The organism is Silvimonas terrae, from assembly GCF_014202765.1.
In the GTDB taxonomy this organism is placed as follows: domain Bacteria; phylum Pseudomonadota; class Gammaproteobacteria; order Burkholderiales; family Chitinibacteraceae; genus Silvimonas; species Silvimonas terrae.
Genome location: NZ_JACHHN010000004.1, coordinates 472,509 through 493,696 on the forward strand (window position 1 = coordinate 472,509; position 21,188 = coordinate 493,696).

Below are 21,188 nucleotides of genomic sequence, written 5' to 3' on the forward strand. Positions count from 1 at the left end.
CTTGGCTACTGAAATATACGCACGTCTCGGACTAATCAAACACCTGATATACCCAGTTGCCTGCGGTGCCAGAGCCAGTAAAAAATGAGGCCAGTGACAGCGTAGCGACAGCAATTCATTCAGCCAGACCAATAACGATTCAACAAATCACCAAAGCCCCAAATGACTGTCCCGACAAAGCTCACCGCAGGGCCCCACACACCAACTGCCGCCCGCGTTCGCTTATCCACAAGGACCCATTCCGGCGCCGGTACGCCCATTTGCTCATAATGCGCCGGATCGACATGACTGAGACCAGTCTCGACTTGCTGCACATGCGCGATGATGTCCTCACGGATAATGCTGGCCCTTGATAACAAGGTAATGCCAACCGAAACCACCAACGCACCAAAACGGGCAAACCATATGAAATTTCTCAGCAAAAATCCGAGTAGCAGCCCCGATAACGCCAATACGATGGCAAGGAATAACATCGCGCAGGTGTTGCCAAACAAGGTACGCATATCTCCTTTCCTTCTGCATCAAACCTCACAACTTTCAGCCCTTGGGGTTTGAACAGGGACGACTGAACATTGCGCGAAATTAGCGGGGGCCCTCAGGAAAAATGCACCTTACAGACCACGGGAAGGTCGGGTAATGGCAAAGATCGGTTTCAACATCATGCAGGCCGGAACAGTCCCGTCTTGGTCAGGTTCTAGCCTGCATTAGATGCTGCCTTACTTGATTTGCATCTCATCTTTGACGGACTTCACCCCACTAATGCCTTGGGCCACTTGAACGGCCTTGGCTGCTGTTGCCCTGGAATTCACAAGACCACTTAGCTTGACAGCGCCCTTATCCGTAATGACTTTGATATCGAACACCTTGAGCGTGGGCTCATCAAAAATGGCCTCCTTCACTTTGGTCGTGATGACGCTGTCGTCAAAATATTCACCAGTGGCCTCATGCTTTGACGTAGATGCACAACCCATGATCGATAACAGCGCAATCGCGGCAAAACACGTGAAAAGACATTTGCAGAATTGTTTCATGACTTGTTTCTCCAGTTTTTACAACCGGCCAACGCTAGTGAAATGGTTGGCTAGGGTCGGGAGCACTCTATGAAAAATGTACCCCGCGCTAACCGGGCCCCTGGAAGAAGCCGTGGATACGGTCAGCAACGCAGGGTGCTGTTGGCGGTGGCTCTACCCCGTCGAAGAGATTGGCCCCGATAATGCCGAACCTGTCCCGCTCAACTGCACCACACCTGGTCACTGAACGGCGCGCGTAATCCCTGAAAAGCGTGAGCATGTTGTGGGAAATAAACTTAAACTGGCTTGTGATCAAGCCACCACAACCGCGAAAAAGCAATGACACCAACACCAGCCAGAAATCCGATGCTCAAATAAAGACTGCCGCGCAGTGCGAGTATCGAACTGATGCCAGCCGCCATAGCCATTGCCAACAATGTCAGTTTGTTCATGATATTTACCTCCGCCCCTACTTAGGCAGGTCCACCCGGATCGCCTGAAAGTATTTTTTGCTTCGGCAACCTTCAGGTCTGTTCGGTAGCACACGAAGTCCAAGACTACTGAAAGCCGGGTTCGCCACCTGCCGTGGCTTTACAATCATCATCGCCGTCATTCGACCTTGGGGTATCTGACCCCGGTTGAGTTTAAGCAGCGCCATTCAGCACTCAGTGCTTAACCTGGTGTCCACGGGGACCGGGACAGACCAGTCCGCTTTGGATCGGTAGCTGAAATCGGCAAGGGTTACTATCAACTTCCGCTTTGGCCGATAAGCAGTCAAATCATCTTCGAGCAGTGGAACCGCAAACTACGCAAGTTCGCTAGGTGCCCCCTTTACGTCTACCTCGGCCCGAGCCATCCAAGCGGTTCTGGCAGGTAGGCTTCATGCGTGAATTCGATTACTAGTGCGTAGATTTTGTTAGAAATGGCACTTCGTGCTTATTTTTTATTACGAATTCGTGCTTCGTCATCAGTGGCGGTGGAATGGAACCTCTGGTCTGGCGGGTCTGCAACCCGGTTCGCAAACATTACACGCTCTCCTTGCCCAACCAGACCTTCCCATCTTGAGTTCGGAATGGCCGATTCGGTCGATAAGCAGTCGAACCCACAAAACTGCAAAGTGGTGGCAGCGGCAACACCATGTCCGGAATCTACGCGCGGTTTAGGCAAAGGCACAAAAGATAAGGGCTCCACCTGGAACCCTTGTCTTTGCTTAAAGTGAGATATCAACCTTAGCTTTGAGATATCAACTTTAATGTAGAGATATCAACTTTAATTGTCGAAATCAATTGTCGAAATCAACAGCCGCCCTCATTCCACGGTCACTGATTTTGCCAGGTTGCGTGGCTTGTCAACGTCGGTGCCTTTGCGGCAGGCGGTGTGGTAAGAGAGCATTTGCAGCGGCAGGGTGAGCACCACCGGGGCGAGCGGGCCGGCGGCGGCGGGCAGGGTCAGCACGCGGTGGCAGCCCTCGTGGGCGGCTTCGCAGCCGGGTTCGGCCAGCAAGAAGACCTTGCCGCTACGGGCTTGTACTTCACGCAGGTTAGAGACCACTTTTTCCAGCAACTCGTCGTTCACCGCGCAGGCGATCACGGGCATGTCTTCATCCACCAGCGCCAGCGGGCCGTGTTTGAGTTCGCCGGCGGCGTAGCCTTCGGCGTGGATGTAGGCAATTTCCTTGAGTTTGAGCGCACCTTCCAGGGCGATCGGGAACAGGGTGTGGCGGCCCAGGAACAGGGCATTGTGATAGTGAGCCAGTTCTTGCGCCCAGGCTTCCAGTTTGCTGTCCATGGCCAGTACTTCTTCTACCAGCACGGGCAGGTGGTTGAGGGCTTCGGTGATGTCTTTGAGTTGAGCCGGGTTCAGTGTCTTGCGGCTGTGCGCCAACGATGCGGCAAAGACGTACAGCGCCACCAGTTGGGTGGTGAACGCCTTGGTCGAGGCCACGCCGATTTCCAGCCCGGCCTGGGTCAGGAATAGCAGGTCTGATTCGCGGGTCAGGGTGGAGTGCGGCACGTTGCAGATGGCCAGCACTTTCACGTCGCCGCGTTCACGGGCGGAACGCATGGCGGCCAGCAAGTCGGCCGTTTCGCCGGATTGGGAGATCGCAATGATCAGCGTGCCGTCTTGTTCACGCCCCTTTCGGTAGCGGTATTCACTGGCGATATCAACACTGCACGGCAGGCCTGTCCATTCTTCAATCCAGTAACGGGCGACAAGGCCGGCGTGATAGCTGGAGCCGCAGGCCACGATGCGGATGGCCGGCGTGTGGGCAAAGAGTTCATCGGCTTGCGGACCAAACAGTGCGCTCTGACAACCCAGTTCCAGCACCCGTTGCAAGGTGTTGGCAATGGCAGTGGGTTGTTCAAAAATTTCTTTTTGCATGAAGTGGCGATAGTGGCCCAGGTCTGCCGAATCGGCCGCGACATCGACAGTCCGCGCCTGGCGGGTGACGGCTTCGCCAGCGGCGTTGAAGATGCGCACTTCGCTGCGGCTCAGTTCAGCCAGATCGCCTTCTTCCAGATAAATCATGCGCTGGGTGACGGGCAACAGCGCGGCAATGTCAGAGGCAAAGAATTGCTCGCCAAAGCCAAGGCCCAATACCAGCGGGCTGCCGCGACGGGCGCAGATCACACGGTCTGGATAGTCACGGCTAAGTACGCCAATGGCAAAGGCACCCGTCAGGCGGCCAACCGTGGCTTGGACGGCGGCCAGCAGATCGTTGGCGCGATGCAGGTAGTGATGGACCAGGTGGGCGATGACTTCGCTGTCGGTCTCGGAGGTAAAGCGGTAGCCCTGTGCCTGCAGTTCAGTGCGCAAGGCGTTGTGGTTTTCGATGATGCCATTGTGGACGATCAGCACGCTGTCGCCGCCCAGATGCGGGTGGGCATTCAGTTCGGTCGGGGCGCCATGGGTGGCCCAGCGGGTATGGGCCAGGCCCGCCAGGGCGGTATGGCCGTCTGCTTTGGCAGCCAGGTCAGCCACACGGCCTGCGGCGCGCACACGTTCAAAATGGTCGGCAGAGGCCAGCGCGAGGCCACTGGAATCGTACCCCCGGTATTCAAGCCGTTGCAGCCCGGCCAGCAGCATGGGCACAACATTGCGTTCCGAGATGGCACCAACGATTCCACACATGGGAGAATTCCTGTTTCACGATTTTGTTGCCGTGCACAAGACACGGTTGAGCACCGCAATGTACGCAACGGCACTGGTATCGTCGTTACACAAAAACCCTGAAACCACTTGGGGCGTTTGTAGCGGGCACTGTAACACTACTTCATGTGTAGACAATTGCCGTACAACCCGCAAAAATACTGTGTTTATTGTGAAAAAAGCCTGACTCGTCCGTACTGCACGGCGCACCATCCGATGATACCTTTTTTCAAAGTGGTATTATCGATCTGCGGTATCTCACCGGCATATTGCTGGTTTCCGACGGCGGTGAGGTGCGTGATTTCCCCGTCAAAGGGGCTCAGAAGTGAATCACGTCACCCGATTCCAGCCGCCGGATCAGTGCACTACCCCCGGTCTGGTCGTGCAATTCACGCATGATCAGGTCATGATCAAACGGTTTGAGATGCGTAATGCGAATATCCAGCCCTGCGGGTAACACCTTGAGGGCAGCAACCAGCCGTTGCGGGGTCAGGTGGCGTGAGGCGCGGGCCAGTGTGGCCTCGTGATCCGCAAACGCGGTCTCTATGATCAGTGTTTGCAGGTTGTCGATGGTGTTCACGGCCTGCCAGAACGGTGCGTGATCGTCCGTATCGCCCGAGAACACCACAGAGGCGTTGCCACTATCCATCTGGTAGGCCACGGCGGGCACGGTATGCAACACCGGCAGCGCGGTCAGCGTCAGACCGTCCAGTGTGAACACGTCTCCCCGCTCCATGACTTCATAGCGCAACAGGCCGCAATCCGGCTGCGGAATCTGGGTGAAATCCGGCCAGACTTGCCAGTTGAAAACGTGTCGCCGCAGCGTATCCAGCACAGACTGGCTAGCATGTACCGTGACTGGTGCGGTGCGTACCGGCGCCACGGTATCGAGCAGCAGCGGCAGGCAGGCGATGTGATCCAGATGGGCATGCGTCAGAAATACATGGTCGATCTGCGCCAGTTCTGCCAGCGGCAGGTCGCCAAGGCCGGTGCCGGCATCGACCAGAATATGTTTACCCAGACGCAGTGCCGTGGTGCGGTTACCCGCCCCGATCCCGCCGCTGCATCCCAAAACCTGCAGTTCCATCCTCTCTCCGCTTGCCAGGCCTGAGCCCGGTGGCTGGTCTGCGCCAAGTTTAACCCTGCTGAAGGGCGATCTGGCGCTGTTTATGTATCAAGCTCGTGGCACCTTGGCCCGGCCGGTTTTTATTTGCTTTCAAATACATGCACGCCATCCCAGGCTGCGGGTGGCGGCGTTTGCTGCAGGTATTCCAGCCGCGCTTGCCAGACGGCATACAACGCGCAATCGGCTTCGGCCCGCAGCGCTTGCAACAGCGCCAGCGCCGGTGCCCACTGGCGTGCCCGGTATGCGACCAGGACCTGGGCAAAGTCATCGACCTGCGCTTGCAAGACCGGGTCTGCAGCACTTGAGAGCGGTTCATACAAGGTCACGGCGTCTTCCCGCCCTTTGACCCGCACCCGATCGACTTCCCGGTAGATAAACCCGGGGGCTGCATCCCGCGTGGCCCCGGAGACCAGTACGGGCACACCGTAAAACTTGGTCAGGCTTTCGATCCGGCTGGTGAGGTTAACCGCATCGCCCATGGCCGTATAAGTAAGCCGGTAACTTGACCCCATGTCACCGACTGTGGCTACGCCGGTATGCACGCCCACGCCGACCACCACTTGCGGCCAGTTGCGCTCTGCAAAGCGTTCGTTCAGCGGGCCCATGGCCGCACTGATATTGAGCGCTGCCAGCACGGCGTTGTGTGCTTGCAACGGATCAGGAATCGGCGCACCCCAGAATGCCATCACGCAATCACCAATGTATTTATCGATGGTGCCCGGTTGGCCGCTACGGATGATGGTCGAGATCTCCGTCAGGAAAGCGTTCATGAACTGGGTCAGTTCCGCCGGGGGCATGCTCTCGCTGATGGAGGTAAAGCGGCGGACATCGGTAAACAGGATGGACAACTCGCGGCTCTGCCCCACCATGGTGTAGCGGCCAGGATCGGCACTCATGCGGTCGACCAGTTCCGGCACCACATACTGGCCGAACAACTCCCGCAGTTGCGATTGCCGCCGGGTCACGAACATATAGCCCCAGGCCATGTTCAGTACGTACAACAACAAGACCAATGTGAGGGTGGAGGCAAACGGGAAATCCACATGCTGCACCCGCCATAGCCAGATATCTCCGGCCACCAGAACGGCCAGCAACCCCAGCACCACCACCGATGCCTGCAGTGGCGGACGTCGCGCCAGTAACCAGACCAGCATGGGGGTGAGCAGCGCCAGCAAGACCACTTCGGCCCCCAGGAGGTAACCAGGTCGCTCTGGCAAAGCGCCATCCAGCATGGCGGAAACCAGGTTGGCATGGACTTCCACCCCAGGATAAGCCTCACCGACCGGGGTCACACGCAAGTCATTCAGGCCTGGCGTGGTGGCTCCCAGCAGAACAATCCGGTCTTTGAGTGCGGTGGGCGGAATATTGCCGTTGAGGACATCCACGGCCGAGAAATAATCAAACGAGTGCGCCGGGCCACGATACGGCACGGTGGCGCGACCAAAGCGATCTACGGCCAGCCGCAGCGGCCCCACCGTGAGCGCTTCCAGTTGTGGCACACCTGCCCCGGCTTCAATGACCGGTGCAATGGGTGCATTGCCCAGTGCTTCACGCACCAGTGCCAGCGAGAGTGCGGGGTAGAGCTGGCCGCCAATCTGCACCAGCAGCGGCACCCGGCGGATCACCCCATCCGCATCGACCGCCGGTACAAAATGTCCACCGGCCGCGGCCGCCCCCTGCAGTTGCGCCAGATTGGCACCGTAGTGTTGGGCACGCGGGATATCTGCGGCAACCGGGGCCAGGGCGTCTGCATCCAGCGCTGGTGGTGGTAAGGCACCCGTGGAGACGGCTTTGGGGTCCTGGCTGTAGTAGAAACCGAGCACAGTCTTGCGCTGCCGCAGTGCGGTGGCAAAGCGGGAATCGGTCTCCAGACGCGGGGCGATGCGTTTGAGGGTGGTGGCAAACTCGGGCACATCTGAGAGTTCACCGCTGGCCAGGCGACGCAAGGTGGCAAGGCCGGTACTGTCGTCGGTTTCCGCAAACACCACGTCAAAGCCGAGGGTGGCGGCGTGATCCCGGGTAAACACCTGATCCACCAATCGCGCCATGACATCACGTCGCCACGGCCAGCGGCCCAGCGCGGCCAGGCTTTTTTCATCAATATCAATAATGGCGACACGCGGGTCCGGGCCACTGGCTGCGGCCAGGCGTACCCGCGTGTCATAGAGATAGGCATCCAGCCGATCCAGTGCCGGCAAGCGCAGCATGCCCATGGCGTGAGCCGCCAGCAGCACGAAACAAAGCAGACCCATGATGATCTGCGGCCAGTGTTTTCTCAGCAAGCGTCACCCTTGGTGTGGCGGAGCATTCAGATAACAGCGGAATTTACGGGAAGTCTGTGGATGGGGCCAGTTGCACAACGCGTTCAGGCAGACCCAAGCCTTTCTGAATGTTGACCGGCAGGCGTTGGCAGTGGCCATCCGCCCCGTGACGGGTACTCCTCCCACCAGGCCACCAGACGCTGCAGGTGATCGTTGCAGCGGGGTGGAGGTAATCCGGAGTGACTGTCCTGGCCCCGATTGCCACCCCGGATTCTCGCCTGCGGCTTCATCCGGGCTACGGGCTGGCCAGGCGCAGACAGTACGAACTTGTACGGCAAGCGAGCATCACGCCGCCAGCGTGGCTTTATTCGCCGTAATCAGCGGTAGAAGAAGGCCATTTTTACTCCCGCCAGCTCAATCAAGTCTTCTTCCTTGAGCGGATGCGGTGTAGCACCGATTTCGCGGTTGTTCACCAGCGGGCGCTTGGGGCCTTCGATGTGCGAGATCGCGTAGCCGTCGCTGCGCCGGCCAATCGACGCCACCTGAATGCCGGCTTTGCCCAGCGTGGTACTGGCTTTGGAAAGTTCGACTTCGCGGCCGGCAGCGCTACCGGTCAGTACGCGAACGACCCCCATGCGCTTGCCTTGCGGGCGGGCGGCGCTGGTCGGCGGCACCAGCAATTGTGTGGCTTCAAAACCGTCTGCGGTCGCCGGGCGTGGTGCGGCGTTGCTGGTATGAAAGGTGAAGACGTGCTTGCCGATGCGCACCTGATCACCGTCATTGAGCTTGCACTGGACAATGCGCTGGCCATTCACCGAGGTGCCATTGGTGCTGCGCTGGTCTTCGATCACGTATTCGCCGCGCATGCAGCGGATCAGCGCGTGCTCGCCCGAAATCGACAGGTGATCCACCTGGATTTCATTATGGGGGCGGCGGCCAATGCGCGTGACATCCGGCTTGAGCTGGAATTCGTTGATGTAGTTGCCAGAGAGGCTCAGTATCAATTTAGCCATCGTCTTTCCCGTAATCCCTTCAACCTTTCTTGTGTTTATACGTCTGGCCGGCGTGTGGACTACGCGGCTCATGCCGACGGTTCATGGCCGTCTTTGGGCAAAAACTCATGCCACCATCCGGATAGCTTGTCGCGCCATCCATCCCCAGGTAGCGGTCGTTTGATCTCTGTCAGTACGACCGAGCTATTGTCCTTGCCTCCGGCATTATTTGCCTCCTGGATCAGATATGCGGCGGCCATCGGCAGATTGATGCGCATGGCGGTCAGCACATCTACAACGGTGGCCACGGGAACATCGTCTGAAACGCCGTCGGAACACAGCAGATAGACGTCTCCGACCTCGACGGCATGCTGGTGGATTTCCACCTCCACGGTCGGGCCGATACCCACGGCACGGGTGATCAGATTGCGGTGGCTCGACTGTTCTGCCTCAGCTTGCGTAATCAGCCCAAGGTCTACCTGCTCCTGCAAAAACGAGTGATCCCGGGTTAACTGATTCAGCGTTTCCCCGCGCAAACGATAAAGCCGGGAGTCTCCGACATGCGCCACATACAAACCGCTATCACGCCATAACGCCACCACCAGGGTCGTGCCCATGCCACGGTAATCAGCCTGACTGCTTGCCGCAGCAAACACCGCCATATTGGCCTGTTCGACGGCCTCAACCAGCCAGGAAATCCACTGCACGGGTTCCGGGGGTTTACCGGTGGCCGGTAGCGGCACCGTGCGCAAGAAGCTCACCACGCGCTCTACCGCCATTTCACTGGCGACTTCGCCCGCGTTGTAGCCGCCCATACCGTCGGCCAGTACGGCAAAGCCGTGCACCGGGTCCAGATGGATGGCGTCTTCATTGTGGCCACGCACCAGCCCGGTATCGGTCTGGCCGACCATGGTCAACGCGTGAGAGTAATCAGGCATGGGCCGCTCCTGTACTGCGCGCCAGAGGCAACCCGGCATTGGCGTTCCGGGCATCTGGCATGCGTCTGGTCCGCAATGGATTGCGGGCACGGTGTTGTTTTAGGTGTTATCGCTTTGCGCGCGGTTTTACGGTTTGGCAGCCCCGCATTCTAGGGGTTCACCGGAACGGGGCCAATCAAATCCAGCCGAGCTGCCTGGCGCCGTTGTTTTACTGTCACAGAAAGCAGCCACGCAGTCAGGCGGAAGTTTCCACGGAAACGTCATATTTGCGCGGGGTGGCCAATAAAAACGGGCAGCCGCTGTAAAGTGGCTGCCCGTTTGAAACGGCATATGAGAAACCCGGTGAGACACTCCCGGTTTCAAGGGATATCGGCGTAAGGCATGCGCCGGGCAATGATGCTGGTCTTGCGCAACAAACGCCGGTCGTTGCGGTGCGCATCATAAAACCGCGGGTCCGGCACCATGGCCGCCAGTTTGGCCGCCTGGCTCACGCCCAGATTCGCCGCGCCGGTACGGTAGTAATAGCGGGAGGCCGCCTCCGCGCCGTAAATACCGTTGCCCCACTCGATCACGTTGAGATAGATCTCAAAGATGCGGCGTTTATCCAGCATCTTTTCCAGCATGACCGTGATGATGGCTTCTTCCAGCTTGCGCCAGGGCGTGCGGCGGCTGGACAGAAACAGGTTCTTGGCCAGTTGCTGACTGATGGTGGAACCGCCCGCCACAATACGGCCCTTTTTCAGGTTTTTTTCCCACGCGGCCTGAATACCTTCCCAGTCAAAGCCATCATGATCCAGGAATTTGGCGTCTTCGGAGGCCACCAGCGCACGCTTGAGGTTGGGCGAAATCTGGCTGTACGGCACCCATTTGTGCCGCAACTCGGCCTCCGGGTCGTCTTTTTGCAGCCGCGCCAGACCTTCTTCCATAAACGCCGTGTCATCCGGGTTATGGTCTTTCCACCACCAGACGTGGCCGAAAATCCACAGGTTCCACACCAGGAACAACAACAGGATGGCCAGCACAATACGGCCCAGCCACCAGCCAAAAGAATGATTTTTCACAATGGGTTGCGACGAGCGCCCGCAAGATGAACAAAGACCGCCCAAGAGGACGGTCATCCGGTTTGCCGCGATTCTAGGCGCCTTGCTTACAAGCGGGCAATGGCGATTTTGTCAGGAACAGTACACCAGGCACCTTCGCCAGCGCTGCGGGCTCAGGCCGCCAGCCCGGCGCGCATCATCTCCAGCACGGGGGTGACGTCTGGCGTATGGCCGGTCCACAAGCGGAACGCCTCTGCGGCCTGCCCGACCAACATGCCCAGGCCGTCCACCCGCTGCGTGACGCCTGCCTCACGCGCTTGCGCCAGGAAAGCGGTTTCGCCTTTGCCGTACATCATGTCGTAGGCCAGTGCGCCGGACGCAAACACCCTGGCCGGCAGTGGCACACGCTCGCCGCCCAGGCTGGCGGAGGTGGCGTTGATCACCACGTCAAACGCCCCTTCAATCCCCGCAAAACCGCAGCCACGGAGCGGCACGTTTTTGGTGTGTGCTTGCAATTGCGCCGCCAGATCAACCGCCTTGGCTGCAGTCCGGTTGGCAAGCAAGATGGCTGCGGGTTGCTGACCGGCCAGCGGCAACAACACGCCGCGCGCCGCGCCGCCGGCCCCCAGCACCAACACGCGTTTGCCAGCCAGCGACGTGTGTCGCAACAGGTCTGCGACCAGGCCCGCGCCGTCGGTGTTATCCCCCAGCAAGGTGCCATCCTCTTGCACCTTGAGCGTGTTGACCGCGCCCGCTGCGGCAGCACGCTCGGTCAGATGCGTGGCCAGTTCATAGGCTGCCTCTTTGAACGGCACGGTGACATTGCAACCACGCCCACCCTCTGCCATAAAACGGCGCACGGTGCCGTCGAAGTCTTCCAGCGGCGCCAGCAGGCGTTCATAGCCGAAACCGGCCAGGGCGAACTGGGCGGCGAATGCAGCGTGGATTTGCGGAGACTTGCTGTGGGCAATCGGATTGCCAATGACGACGTAACGCATGATAGGGGGTCTGAACGTGGAAGCGGCCAGTGTGGTGCGCAGGGGCCAGCCGGTCAAGCCGCCAGCGCGGGTGTGGGCATGATGCCGGGCAAGCGCGCCATCTCACGGGCCAGGTAATCCACCAGCAGGCGCACCCGCACAATGGCGGCGCGTTCCGGCACGATCAACAGGTTCAAGGGCATGGGTGGCAGGGTGTAATCCGGCAAGACCCGCACGACCACCCCGCTCGCCAGCAGATCGTCAACCAGCCATAAATGGGTGGGAGAGAGCCCGCGCCCGGCCGCCATGGCCGCGCGGGAGGCCAGGCCGTGATCCACACGCAAGCGGCCGGTACTGGGTACGCTATGCGTTGCGCCATCCGGCCCACGCAAACTCAAGGTGTCGCTGCTGGCAATGTTGATCATGCGTATGCCTTCCAGCCCGATCAAATCTGCAGGCGTTTGCAGTTCGCCCTGGGTTGCCAGCCACGCCGGTGCGGCCACCAGCACGCGCTGGCTGAATCCCAATGCACGCCGCTTCATATTGCTGTCCGTCAGCGCGCCCAGCCGGATCGCTACATCCACGCCTGCTTCCACCAGGTCAATGCGCTCATCGGTCAGGCTCAGGTCAATCTGGATATCCGGATATTGGTCCTGGAAGGCAAAGATCAGCCGGCTGACATGCAGTACCCCCAGTGCCGCGGTGCAGGACACCCGTACCAGACCCGCGGGTGCGCCCCGGGCATCCCGCATGTCGTCACTGGCCTGATCCACCAGCCGCAGAATCTGCGTGCAATGCTGGTAGTAGCGGCGTCCTTCTTCCGTGAGGGTCACGCTGCGGGTGGTGCGGCTGAGTAGCGGCAGGCCGATAGCGGATTCCAGCTCATGCAAATGCCGGGTGACGGTGGATTGCCCGACGCGCAATTCGCGCGCCACAGCGGAAAGATTGCCGCGCTCGGCCACGCGCACAAAGGTGCGCATGCGTTCCAGCGTGATGTCAGCGCCAGCCAGCGAAGATTTATCCATATTTCGGCAAGATCATATGCGCTCAATGCGTATTCCGGATAAGTCTGGCACGCCCTACCATGGTGGTCAATTCACGTTGACGGAGCCAACACCATGAAAGTATTGATTGTTTTTGCCCACCCGGAACCCGCATCGCTCAGCGCTGCGTTGCGGGACGAAGCCGTTGCGGCGCTCAAGGCAGATGGGCACGCGGTCCAGATCTCCGATCTGTATGCCATGAACTGGAAAACCACCGTGGACAAGGCCGACTTCCCCGCCATGGCCCCGGATACCCGGCTGAAAGTGGCGGCCCAGTCCAGCGCTGCGTTCGCGGCGAACGCCCTCACCGATGACGTCAAAGCCGAGCAGGAAAAACTGCGCTGGGCCGATATGCTGATCCTGCAGTTTCCGCTGTGGTGGTACACCATGCCGGCCATTCTGAAAGGCTGGATCGACCGCGTTTATGCCTACGGTTTTGCCTATGGCGTGGGTGAGCATAACGATCGCTACTGGGGAGAGCGCTTTGGGGAAGGCACCATGGCCGGCAAGCGCGCCATGCTGATCGTCACCGCTGGCGGCTGGGCCGAGCACTACAGTCAACGCGGCGTCAACGGCCCCATTGATGATCTGTTATTCCCGATCAACCACGGCGTCCTGTACTACCCCGGTTACACCGTGCTGCCGCCCTTTGTGAGCTACCGGGTCGACCGGCTGGATGAAACCGGCTTTACCCGTACCGCCGCCGCACTGCGGGAACGCATGCAAACCCTGGCTACCACCGAACCCATTGCCTACCGGCGTCAAAACGGGGGGGACTATGTCATCCCGACGCTGGAACTGAAACCAGACCTGGAAGCGGCGGGCACCAGCGGCTTTGCCTTACATCTCAACCCGACTGTCTGATCGCCCGGTCAACAAAAAAGGCGTGCCGGTTTGACCGCACGCCTTTTCCAGTACCGCCTGTCTCAGCACATCAGCCTTGCGCCCACGGCAACTTGTGGCCTTTCCAGCCGTTTTTCTGGCCGCGATGCTGGTGCTCGTCCTTCTCGCCCTCAAAGCCTTCCAGGATGTTGTACGCCTCAGAGTAACCATGCTTGGCGGCCAATGCCGCAGCATCGTGCGAGCGTGCACCGGTTCGGCACAGAAACAGCACCACGTTTTGCGGATCAACCTGCGCCTTCAGTTGGGTGAGGAATTCCGGATTGAGTGCCATGTCCGGATAGCGCTTCCACTCAATCAGCAAGGCATTGGGCACCGTGCCGACAAACTGCCACTCGGCATGCGTACGTACATCCACAATTCTGGTTCCTGGCACCGCTTGCACCAGCGCCCAGGCCTCATCGGGGGTGACCGCCCCGGAATACGCCAGCGCAGACTCACTGGCGCGTTGACGGGCTTTTTCGAGGATGTTGCTCACGGTACTCATGACGGCATTCCTTTCTCTTTTTCGATCTACAAAATTCAGCGCCCCGGGCCGCAGCAGGCCCCACATACCAATTCTAGCCCTGTTCTTTGCGTCATGAACAATTCATAAAGCGGTGCATGCACGCACAACTTTGCCCCAAAATGATGCACAAAACTGGTGCATTTACGTGGTGCATGCACCATATCGGGTTGTATAGGTAAAACCCGCAATACGACGGATTGTTGTGGCACAATGACTCCCGGCAGGGAAAGTAGCCTGGCACAGTTTCTGCTTCATATCGTTCCGACCCGAGCCGGCAGTAGTGCTGCACCTGATACTGCGGCGACGAGACAACACTCATTCAAACTATCTCTTGCACCAAGGAGAGCTCAGATGGCGGTAGCCGACGTACTCAAGTTGATCAAGGAAAACGACATCAAGTTCGTTGACCTGCGTTTCACCGACACTATTGGTAAAGAACAGCACGTGACCGTGCCGTCCCACGTCGTTGATGAAGAATGGTTCGAACACGGCCACGCTTTCGACGGTTCCTCCATCACTGGCTGGAAGGGTATCCAGGCTTCCGACATGCTGCTGATGCCGGATGCTTCTACCGCCAATATCGACCCGTTCTTCGACGAACCGACCGTGTTCATGACATGTGACGTGATCGAGCCGGCAACCGGCAAGGGCTATGACCGCGACCCGCGTTCGCTGGCCAAGCGCGCTGAAGCCTATCTGAAGGCGTCCGGGATTGGTGACACGGCTTACTTCGGTCCGGAACCTGAATTCTTCATTTTCGACAACGTCCGCTGGAATGCCGACCTGTCCGGTTCCTTCGTCAAGATCGGCTCCGAAGAAGGTGCGTGGGCCACTGGTCAAGAGTTCGAAGGCGGCAACCTGGGGCACCGTCCGCGTCTGAAGGGCGGCTATTTCCCGGTCCCGCCGGTTGACAGCCATCAAGACATCCGCGCTTCCATGGTGCTGGTGCTGGAAGAACTGGGCGTGCCGGTTGAAGTGTTCCACCACGAAGTGGCGAACGCTGGCCAGAACGAAATCGGTACCAAGTTCAGCACCCTGACCCAACGCGCAGACTGGACCCAGATCCTGAAGTACGTGGTTCACAACGTGGCGAACCAGTACGGCAAGACCGCGACTTTCATGCCCAAGCCGATCGTTGGCGACAACGGTTCCGGCATGCACGTTCACCAGTCCATCTGGAAAGACGGCAAGAACCTGTTTGCAGGCAATGGCTACGCTGGCCTGTCTGAAACCGCCCTGTTCTACATCGGCGGTATCATCAAGCACGCTCGCGCACTGAATGCCATTACCAACCCGGGTACCAACTCGTACAAGCGTCTGGTTCCGCACTTTGAAGCACCGGTGAAGCTGGCTTACTCCGCCAAGAACCGTTCTGCTTCGATCCGCATTCCGCACGTTGCGTCCGACAAGGCTCGCCGTATCGAAACCCGCTTCCCGGATCCGCTGGCCAACCCGTACCTGTGCTTTGCGGCACTGATGATGGCCGGTCTGGATGGTATCCAGAACAAGATCCACCCGGGCGATCCTGCAGACAAGAACCTGTACGATCTGCCGCCGGAAGAAGACAAGCTGATCCCGACCGTGTGTGCATCCCTGGACGAAGCCCTGGACGCACTGGACAAGGATCGCGAGTTCCTGACCCGTGGCGGCGTGTTCACTGATGAGTGGATCGACAGCTACATCGAACTCAAGCAGAACGATGTGAACAAGATCCGCATGTGGACTCACCCGGTCGAATTCGACATGTACTACAGCCTGTAATTCTGATGCCTGTCTCAGACAGGCGCAGAACGACCCAAAAACCCGCACCAAGCCTGGCTTGTGCGGGTTTTTTTCATGTTTGGTCCCGGTCTTCAATGCCCGCACTCTCCGGTTTGAGGGCAGACTCGATGAGCGTATAGATGCCAGCAAAAAACCAGCCTGTATCAACCGGCCGGTTTCTTCCTGGGGGTCAGTTATAAGACATGGTAAATGTAGCCAGCGCCTTGATTGTGCCGGGCGAAACAGCACCAGTGCGGATATAACGCGCAGTCAGGGGTACTTGCAGTTTGCCGTTGGGAGACGCACCAATCAGCCATTGATTGGCCGTACCAGGCGCAGCAGAATCAGGGCCAAACAAGATGGGGGTGCCTGCCTTCAGTATCTGAATACCTACCCCACTGGCAGTTGAGTCTGAGGTGACGGCCAGCGTGTCCCCCCGATTTGCCTGATTCACGCTGTCCGTCAGGACCATTGAAATATTCGCACCCGTTGTACAGGTGAATTCCAGCATGAATGGCTGGCCACTGGCCACTGCACCCACGCCACTGGCCAGCGAGTTAACGCTTATTTTGGGTAGCGTGACGGTGACGTTGGCACTGTTGGCAGCGCACGTCGCTTGCGTCAGCGAGCCGGTTGCTACACCCGAATAAAGATTCCCCTGCCCCCAACTGGAGGGTGAATCTGATGCGACAAAAGCAATCGAGACGGCCGGTGATGTCGTGAGTGTAGAAATCCCCCCCTGGATCGGTCCGGTGACGACCAATTCTGCTTTTACGCTGATCGGGGTGCCCATATACCCTCCCCCGAGCGGGCCTGAATACGCGCAGGTGAAGGTCGCTTTACCGCTAGTCATGACAACATCGCCACTGCTGCAGGAGTCAGCATTAAAGGTATATCGCACCCCCAGACCTGCGATGTTGGTCTTGTAGACGGTTGTCCCGTAGGCGAGTTCAGCCGTGGTCGCAAAGGTCACCGTATTTGTCCCACTGGTAATCATGTTACCGCTCTGGAGAAACCGGCATTGCATCGTATAGGTTTGGGTAGCCAGGGTACCTATTGAGGTTCCGGCCGTGATATTCGCTGGAATAGCAATAGACCCGCCGGGCAGTGTCCAGTTGTAACTCCCACTATTATTGCAAGTCATATTCGCGTGGGCAGGTACGGACGCCAGCCCTAGCCACAAGGTCAACATTGCAAGGACAAGGAGCCTGATGAGCGATACCGCACGGCCATCGCCGTGTTGACCGCCAGAGAGCAAAACACAGCCTGGCGCTGTACCTGAAATACGCTGTTTATGTTTACGCATCGTGAACTCCAATCGTCTTGCAAGTGCGGCGGCGCGGGCTCACCGGTCGGTCAAAAAAGAGCCGGCAGTGGCGACCACAGTGGCCTCTGTTTGCGGCACACACCTGGCTTCCAGTGTGGCAAAACCACTCTTGGCCGTTTGGGGGGCTTTACCCAGTTGTTTCGGATCAAGCTGGTAGCTGATCCGGCATGCTTTGCCTTCGCTCAGTTGCAGCGTCAGCACACCTTTGTCGGCAATACCACGGGTAAAGACCGTGCCCCCCTGGCCCACAACCCCGACGTTAGCGCCGCTGTCATCCAGCACGCTGGCGCCAAACGGTGCGGGGCGGCCATCCGCCAGCACGGTATGGATAATGACGGTGCGACCACTCACGGTTTCAAACTCGATGCGCGACACCGCACCGGCACGTGGAACGACCTCACCACGGGTGCTCTTGAATTCCACATCACCAGTCAGGTTTTTGGGATCCAGCGTCACGGCGTTTGAACGATACGGCACCAGATCGGGCACCAGTGCATAACCAAACTGGTCCACTTGTACCCCAGCCAGGCCATTGATCTGCGCACCTTCTGCGCCCGGTGCGTGAACCAGCGCGACCGCGTCAAGATTGCGTGGCGACAGGGTGACGCCACCGCGATGCACCACAAGGCCACCGGTCGCCCCGGCGGAAACCTGGGTATAGCCGCTGCTGTGGCTCACGCTGCCATTCAAGGTGGTAACCGCACTGGCGTACTGCGCGTTGACACCCACGCTGGTCGTGGTGGTGCTGTTGTAGTTGGCATTCACGCCGTAAGACAGTGCCGCGTTTTCCAGCGCGGTGCCGGAAAGGCTGGTTTGTGCGGTCGTGCCACTGTCTTTGCCATAACCCACGGAGCTATACAGCGTTTGTGAATGCGTGCCGAAATTCAGCGGGAGCGACATCGACAGGTAGACCCGGTTGTCTTTCTTGCCAAAGCCATCATCGGTACGCTGCGCCGAGACACTGTAGGCAACGCCATGGTACGTATTGCTGTAACCCGCCTGGTAGTTGGCGTTACTACCGCTTTGTTGCCAATAATTTTGCACCGAGCCATTCACATAAATCTGCCCCTTGCCAATGCTCTGGTTCAGATTCAGTTCAAACCGGTTACGCGGCCGCTGATAGCTATCCAGCGTGCCACTGCCGCGCTTTATGGTGTCATACGCGGTTATGGCATCATTCAAGCCGAAATAACCCTGCGTTGAATACCGGTACGCGGCCAGACCCATGGTCGTGCCGGTATCGGCCACGGTTTTGCTGTAGCTGGTACGCATACTCAGCCCGCGCTGGGTTGCGGTGCCAGGCAATTGAGTGCTGGCCCCTGTCACGTCAAAGCCCACCGCGCCCCATGAGGTATTGAGCGCAGCGCCGCCCATTACGGTGACATAGCCCTGATTGGTGGCACCCGCAGCGCCATAACCGGTAAGCAGATTGGTCAAACCGCGTTGCATGCCAAACTGCGCCAGATACGGGCTCTGGAGCAGGTTATCGTTGCGCACCTGGCCTGCGCTGACGGCATAGCGTGTCACACCGGGGCGCAACGATTGCGGTACGGCAGAGTTGGCCACCGAATAGCTTTGCTGGCTGCCGTCGGCTTCGGTCACGGTAACCACCAGGTCACCGCCGTAGCCCGTGGGGTTCAGATCGGTGATCTCAAACGCGCCGGGCGCAACGGTGGTCTCGTAAATCACCTGGTTGTTCTGGCGTACCGTCACGCGGGCGTTGCTGTTGGCGGTGCCGCGAATGACCGGAGCATACCCGCGCAGTGAATCGGGCAGCATGCGGTCATCAGAAGACAATTGCACACCGCGCACACCCACCGAATCAAAGTACTCGCCGCTGGTATGGCTATCGCCCAGTGTTAATTGCGAGCGCCAGCCGGTGATATCACGCTGGGCATACGTATCCAGATTGGTCCAGGTACGGGTGCTTGTATCGCCGCTGTGGTTCCACTGCATGGAGCCGCGATTGCGCAAACGCCAATCACCCGCGTTCAGACCCGTCTCCAACCCAAGATAGGTTTGGCTGGATGAGCCATTCTCACCGGTGCTGTGATAGGTGTTGGCGTTGTAATTCAGAGTGAGCGCGGTTTCGCCACTATCCCAGCGCGACGGGTCAACCTGGCCACGGGCCGACTGGCGTAACGCCACCTGGGGAATGCTCAGATCCAGACGATAAGTGGCACTGTCGTAGCTCGCGGTGGCGTTTTTAATGGCCTCCGCGACATCAATACAGGCATCCGCCTGGTCCGCCGGGCTCAGTGTGCTGACGTTTACGCCGTAATGGTCCAGCATGGCGCGGGTAAAACACGGTCTGGCCACATCGCCGCCGGCCACGTCCGTGAACGCGACATCGCCGCGCTCAACAAAAAGGTTGTTCACATACAGGTCAACCCGGTAAGTCCCTGCCGCCAGCGGGCTGGTTCTGGCAAACTTGCTCACGTCAATGGCCGTACCGGTGCCCCGGAGAAACGCCGGGTTAAACATCAACGGTGCCGAACTCGCAGTCACATTGTCAGAAGTTGCTGCAAACGCATGCGGCGCGCTTAGCAAGGCGGTAGCGATCATGATGCTCAGGGTGCTGCGTTTCCATTGCGGAGCCAGGGGATGTACCCGGCAATGTGTCTGGTAAGAGCTGCTCATATCGAAACCAATTTTCATCAAGTGTGAGGCCCCGTCACCACGCGAAAGAAGCCAGGTACCGGTTTACGTTTAACGGGTCAACGTTGCGGTGTGGTCGTCCATGGCGCCGTAGTCATTCACGCTCTGGAACACCACGCTGGCGTCCGCTGCAGGGTGCGTATTCGCCGGCAAGGCAAAGTCATACGAACCCTTGGGCGGAATCATCTGGGGTTGCAGGTCAATGGCTTTGCTGCCAGAGAGACTCAGCTTGTTCAGCGAGATGTAATAACCGGTGGGGTTGGTTGCGCGTAGCACAGCGGCGCCGTTCTGATCAGTCACCAAAGACCAGCGCACCTGATCGACGACCCTGGAGGTATCCCCCGCCAGTTGAGCCGGGCGAAAAAACATCTTGATGCGGGTCCGGAAGGCAAATTGCAGTTGGTTGCCATCAGCGCCGTCTTCCGACGGTGGAATATCCAGGACGTTGAGGTAGAACACCGATTCACGATCCTGCGGCAGGGCTTCACCGGTATACACAATGCGCAATGCCTGGCCTTTACCCCCATTGACGCGGGAAACAGGGGGGGTGAGCGTAAAGGGCACGCGGATGTTTTCCGGCAATGCGTTTGCGTCGCCATCATCAATCCACGTTTGCACCAGCGAAGGCTTTTTCCCCTCATTGGTCATTTGCACGGTGACTTCACGGTTTTGCGCCGGATAAATCACCCGGGTGCCCGCCAACGAAATATTGGCATTGGCGGAAAAAGAGATAAAAGCAGTGGCCAATACGGCCCCGATCGCTGCAATGCGACGAATATCCAGTTTCATGGGGAACTCCAGTAAAACGAAAGACGCATGCAGTAACAGCAACCGGATACGCCAGAAAAAATAAAACGCCCGCGGGTCGATTCGCGGGCGTTTCAGCGCGGCGCGAGTAAAGCGAGGCTTAGTTGTAAATCATGGTGTAGGTCACGGAACCCGATACCGGACCGGCCTTCAGGGCGTCGGTATTGCGGTGATAACGTGCACCGTAAGTGATCTCGCCAGTCTTGGAAGCCGAGTCAATAGCGCCGCCCTGGATGGTGCTGGCAGTGCCTACCTTGATGGCAGACTGGTCTGCGTTCACCAGTTCAAAGTCAACGCCAGCGCCGGTGCCGGCAGCAATGACGCGACCTGCTGCATTGGTCGTGGCACTGGATTCAAAACCAGCCTTGGCGCTTGCGCTGGTACAACCGTCGCCGCTCAGGGACAACTTGAACCAGGTCAGGCCGGCCACATCATCGGCGTTCGGCAAAGCGGCAGTAGAAACCTTGGGCAAGGTCACTGTGCCGTTTTGACCACCGTCGCCACCGACGACCACGGCACATGTCGCTGCGGTCAATTCACCATTGATGGTGATGGTGCCGTCAGACGCCATGGCAGCCGGCGCAGCAACTGCGCCCACAACAGCGGCCATAACAATGGAAAGAAGATGATGCTTTTTCATGGTGAACATACCTTTCAGTTTGAAAATACAAAAATGTGACTCCCCTTTCA

Annotated in this window: 18 protein-coding genes; 2 read left to right on the forward strand and 16 right to left on the reverse strand. The window is 58.7% G+C overall.

Annotated features, from left to right (window positions below):
* Window positions 1-119: 119 nt before the first annotated feature.
* The 11 genes from HNQ50_RS12200 to HNQ50_RS12250 form a co-directional block, all read right to left on the reverse strand.
* Window positions 120-503 (reverse strand): hypothetical protein, encoded by a 384-nt coding sequence (locus tag HNQ50_RS12200; protein WP_184101059.1) that lies wholly within the window; start codon window positions 501-503, stop codon window positions 120-122.
* A 213-nt stretch (window positions 504-716) separates the two neighbouring features.
* Window positions 717-1,031: a BON domain-containing protein gene (locus HNQ50_RS12205; RefSeq protein ID WP_184101061.1), complete on the reverse strand. Its 315-nt coding sequence runs from the start codon at window positions 1,029-1,031 to the stop codon at window positions 717-719.
* 275 nt (window positions 1,032-1,306) lie between these two features.
* Entirely contained in the window at window positions 1,307-1,462 is a 156-nt protein-coding gene (locus HNQ50_RS12210) for a hypothetical protein (RefSeq protein WP_184101063.1), read from the reverse strand.
* 856 nt (window positions 1,463-2,318) lie between these two features.
* Window positions 2,319-4,142 (reverse strand): glutamine--fructose-6-phosphate transaminase (isomerizing), encoded by a 1,824-nt coding sequence (gene glmS / locus HNQ50_RS12215; protein ID WP_184101065.1) that lies wholly within the window; start codon window positions 4,140-4,142, stop codon window positions 2,319-2,321.
* Window positions 4,143-4,479: 337 nt separating this feature from the next.
* Window positions 4,480-5,247, reverse strand: a complete 768-nt coding sequence (locus tag HNQ50_RS12220) for an MBL fold metallo-hydrolase (RefSeq protein ID WP_184101067.1) — start codon at window positions 5,245-5,247, stop codon at window positions 4,480-4,482.
* A 119-nt stretch (window positions 5,248-5,366) separates the two neighbouring features.
* Entirely contained in the window at window positions 5,367-7,538 is a 2,172-nt protein-coding gene (locus tag HNQ50_RS12225) for a CHASE2 domain-containing protein (RefSeq protein ID WP_184101069.1), read from the reverse strand.
* Between the two features lie 386 nt (window positions 7,539-7,924).
* Window positions 7,925-8,560, reverse strand: a complete 636-nt coding sequence (locus HNQ50_RS12230; protein WP_184101071.1) for an FHA domain-containing protein — start codon at window positions 8,558-8,560, stop codon at window positions 7,925-7,927.
* Between the two features lie 68 nt (window positions 8,561-8,628).
* Window positions 8,629-9,477: a Stp1/IreP family PP2C-type Ser/Thr phosphatase gene (locus tag HNQ50_RS12235; RefSeq protein WP_221303150.1), complete on the reverse strand. Its 849-nt coding sequence runs from the start codon at window positions 9,475-9,477 to the stop codon at window positions 8,629-8,631.
* Between the two features lie 359 nt (window positions 9,478-9,836).
* Window positions 9,837-10,511 carry a monofunctional biosynthetic peptidoglycan transglycosylase gene (gene mtgA / locus HNQ50_RS12240; RefSeq protein WP_246428703.1) on the reverse strand — a complete coding sequence of 225 codons (675 nt, stop codon included), beginning with the start codon at window positions 10,509-10,511 and terminating at the stop codon, window positions 9,837-9,839.
* Window positions 10,512-10,690: 179 nt separating this feature from the next.
* Window positions 10,691-11,515, reverse strand: coding sequence for a shikimate dehydrogenase (aroE, locus tag HNQ50_RS12245; protein WP_221303151.1), 825 nt, complete (start codon window positions 11,513-11,515; stop codon window positions 10,691-10,693).
* A 53-nt stretch (window positions 11,516-11,568) separates the two neighbouring features.
* Window positions 11,569-12,519, reverse strand: a complete 951-nt coding sequence (locus tag HNQ50_RS12250) for a LysR family transcriptional regulator (RefSeq protein WP_184101075.1) — start codon at window positions 12,517-12,519, stop codon at window positions 11,569-11,571.
* Window positions 12,520-12,612: 93 nt separating this feature from the next.
* Between HNQ50_RS12250 and HNQ50_RS12255 the strand changes: the two genes are divergently transcribed.
* Window positions 12,613-13,401 carry an NAD(P)H-dependent oxidoreductase gene (locus tag HNQ50_RS12255; RefSeq protein WP_184101078.1) on the forward strand — a complete coding sequence of 263 codons (789 nt, stop codon included), beginning with the start codon at window positions 12,613-12,615 and terminating at the stop codon, window positions 13,399-13,401.
* Window positions 13,402-13,471: 70 nt separating this feature from the next.
* On the opposite strand, the gene HNQ50_RS12260 is transcribed toward HNQ50_RS12255, so the two are convergent.
* A complete protein-coding gene (locus HNQ50_RS12260; protein WP_184101080.1) occupies window positions 13,472-13,924 on the reverse strand; it encodes a rhodanese-like domain-containing protein in 453 nt (150 codons plus the stop codon).
* A gap of 372 nt (window positions 13,925-14,296) precedes the next feature.
* Between HNQ50_RS12260 and glnA the strand changes: the two genes are divergently transcribed.
* On the forward strand, window positions 14,297-15,706 hold the full coding sequence (glnA, locus tag HNQ50_RS12265) for a glutamate--ammonia ligase (RefSeq protein ID WP_184101082.1): 1,410 nt from the start codon (window positions 14,297-14,299) through the stop codon (window positions 15,704-15,706).
* 190 nt (window positions 15,707-15,896) lie between these two features.
* Here the strand turns inward: glnA and HNQ50_RS12270 are convergent, their stop codons facing one another.
* From HNQ50_RS12270 to HNQ50_RS12285, 4 genes are all read right to left on the reverse strand, one after another.
* Complete coding sequence (locus tag HNQ50_RS12270) at window positions 15,897-17,012, reverse strand: fimbrial protein (protein WP_184101084.1); 1,116 nt, start codon at window positions 17,010-17,012, stop codon at window positions 15,897-15,899.
* Window positions 17,013-17,051: 39 nt separating this feature from the next.
* On the reverse strand, window positions 17,052-19,598 hold the full coding sequence (locus HNQ50_RS12275; protein WP_184101086.1) for a fimbria/pilus outer membrane usher protein: 2,547 nt from the start codon (window positions 19,596-19,598) through the stop codon (window positions 17,052-17,054).
* A 144-nt stretch (window positions 19,599-19,742) separates the two neighbouring features.
* Entirely contained in the window at window positions 19,743-20,480 is a 738-nt protein-coding gene (locus HNQ50_RS12280; protein WP_184101088.1) for a fimbrial biogenesis chaperone, read from the reverse strand.
* A 118-nt stretch (window positions 20,481-20,598) separates the two neighbouring features.
* Complete coding sequence (locus HNQ50_RS12285; RefSeq protein ID WP_184101090.1) at window positions 20,599-21,138, reverse strand: fimbrial protein; 540 nt, start codon at window positions 21,136-21,138, stop codon at window positions 20,599-20,601.
* Between the last annotated feature and the right edge of the window lie 50 nt (window positions 21,139-21,188).

Bases quoted from the DNA above. Each gene is read 5' to 3' on its own strand.
- HNQ50_RS12225 (WP_184101069.1), bottom strand. From the start codon at position 7,538: ATGGGTCTGCTTTGTTTCGTGCTGCTGGCGGCTCACGCCATGGGCATG.
- HNQ50_RS12270 (WP_184101084.1), bottom strand. From the start codon at position 17,012: ATGCGTAAACATAAACAGCGTATTTCAGGTACAGCGCCAGGCTGTGTT.
- HNQ50_RS12220 (WP_184101067.1), bottom strand. From the start codon at position 5,247: ATGGAACTGCAGGTTTTGGGATGCAGCGGCGGGATCGGGGCGGGTAAC.
- aroE (WP_221303151.1), bottom strand. From the start codon at position 11,515: ATGCGTTACGTCGTCATTGGCAATCCGATTGCCCACAGCAAGTCTCCG.
- HNQ50_RS12230 (WP_184101071.1), bottom strand. From the start codon at position 8,560: ATGGCTAAATTGATACTGAGCCTCTCTGGCAACTACATCAACGAATTC.
- HNQ50_RS12210 (WP_184101063.1), bottom strand. From the start codon at position 1,462: ATGAACAAACTGACATTGTTGGCAATGGCTATGGCGGCTGGCATCAGT.
- HNQ50_RS12200 (WP_184101059.1), bottom strand. From the start codon at position 503: ATGCGTACCTTGTTTGGCAACACCTGCGCGATGTTATTCCTTGCCATC.
- glmS (WP_184101065.1), bottom strand. From the start codon at position 4,142: ATGTGTGGAATCGTTGGTGCCATCTCGGAACGCAATGTTGTGCCCATG.
- HNQ50_RS12255 (WP_184101078.1), top strand. From the start codon at position 12,613: ATGAAAGTATTGATTGTTTTTGCCCACCCGGAACCCGCATCGCTCAGC.
- HNQ50_RS12275 (WP_184101086.1), bottom strand. From the start codon at position 19,598: ATGATCGCTACCGCCTTGCTAAGCGCGCCGCATGCGTTTGCAGCAACT.
- HNQ50_RS12260 (WP_184101080.1), bottom strand. From the start codon at position 13,924: ATGAGTACCGTGAGCAACATCCTCGAAAAAGCCCGTCAACGCGCCAGT.
- HNQ50_RS12235 (WP_221303150.1), bottom strand. From the start codon at position 9,477: ATGCCTGATTACTCTCACGCGTTGACCATGGTCGGCCAGACCGATACC.
- glnA (WP_184101082.1), top strand. From the start codon at position 14,297: ATGGCGGTAGCCGACGTACTCAAGTTGATCAAGGAAAACGACATCAAG.
- HNQ50_RS12285 (WP_184101090.1), bottom strand. From the start codon at position 21,138: ATGAAAAAGCATCATCTTCTTTCCATTGTTATGGCCGCTGTTGTGGGC.
- HNQ50_RS12280 (WP_184101088.1), bottom strand. From the start codon at position 20,480: ATGAAACTGGATATTCGTCGCATTGCAGCGATCGGGGCCGTATTGGCC.
- HNQ50_RS12250 (WP_184101075.1), bottom strand. From the start codon at position 12,519: ATGGATAAATCTTCGCTGGCTGGCGCTGACATCACGCTGGAACGCATG.
- HNQ50_RS12205 (WP_184101061.1), bottom strand. From the start codon at position 1,031: ATGAAACAATTCTGCAAATGTCTTTTCACGTGTTTTGCCGCGATTGCG.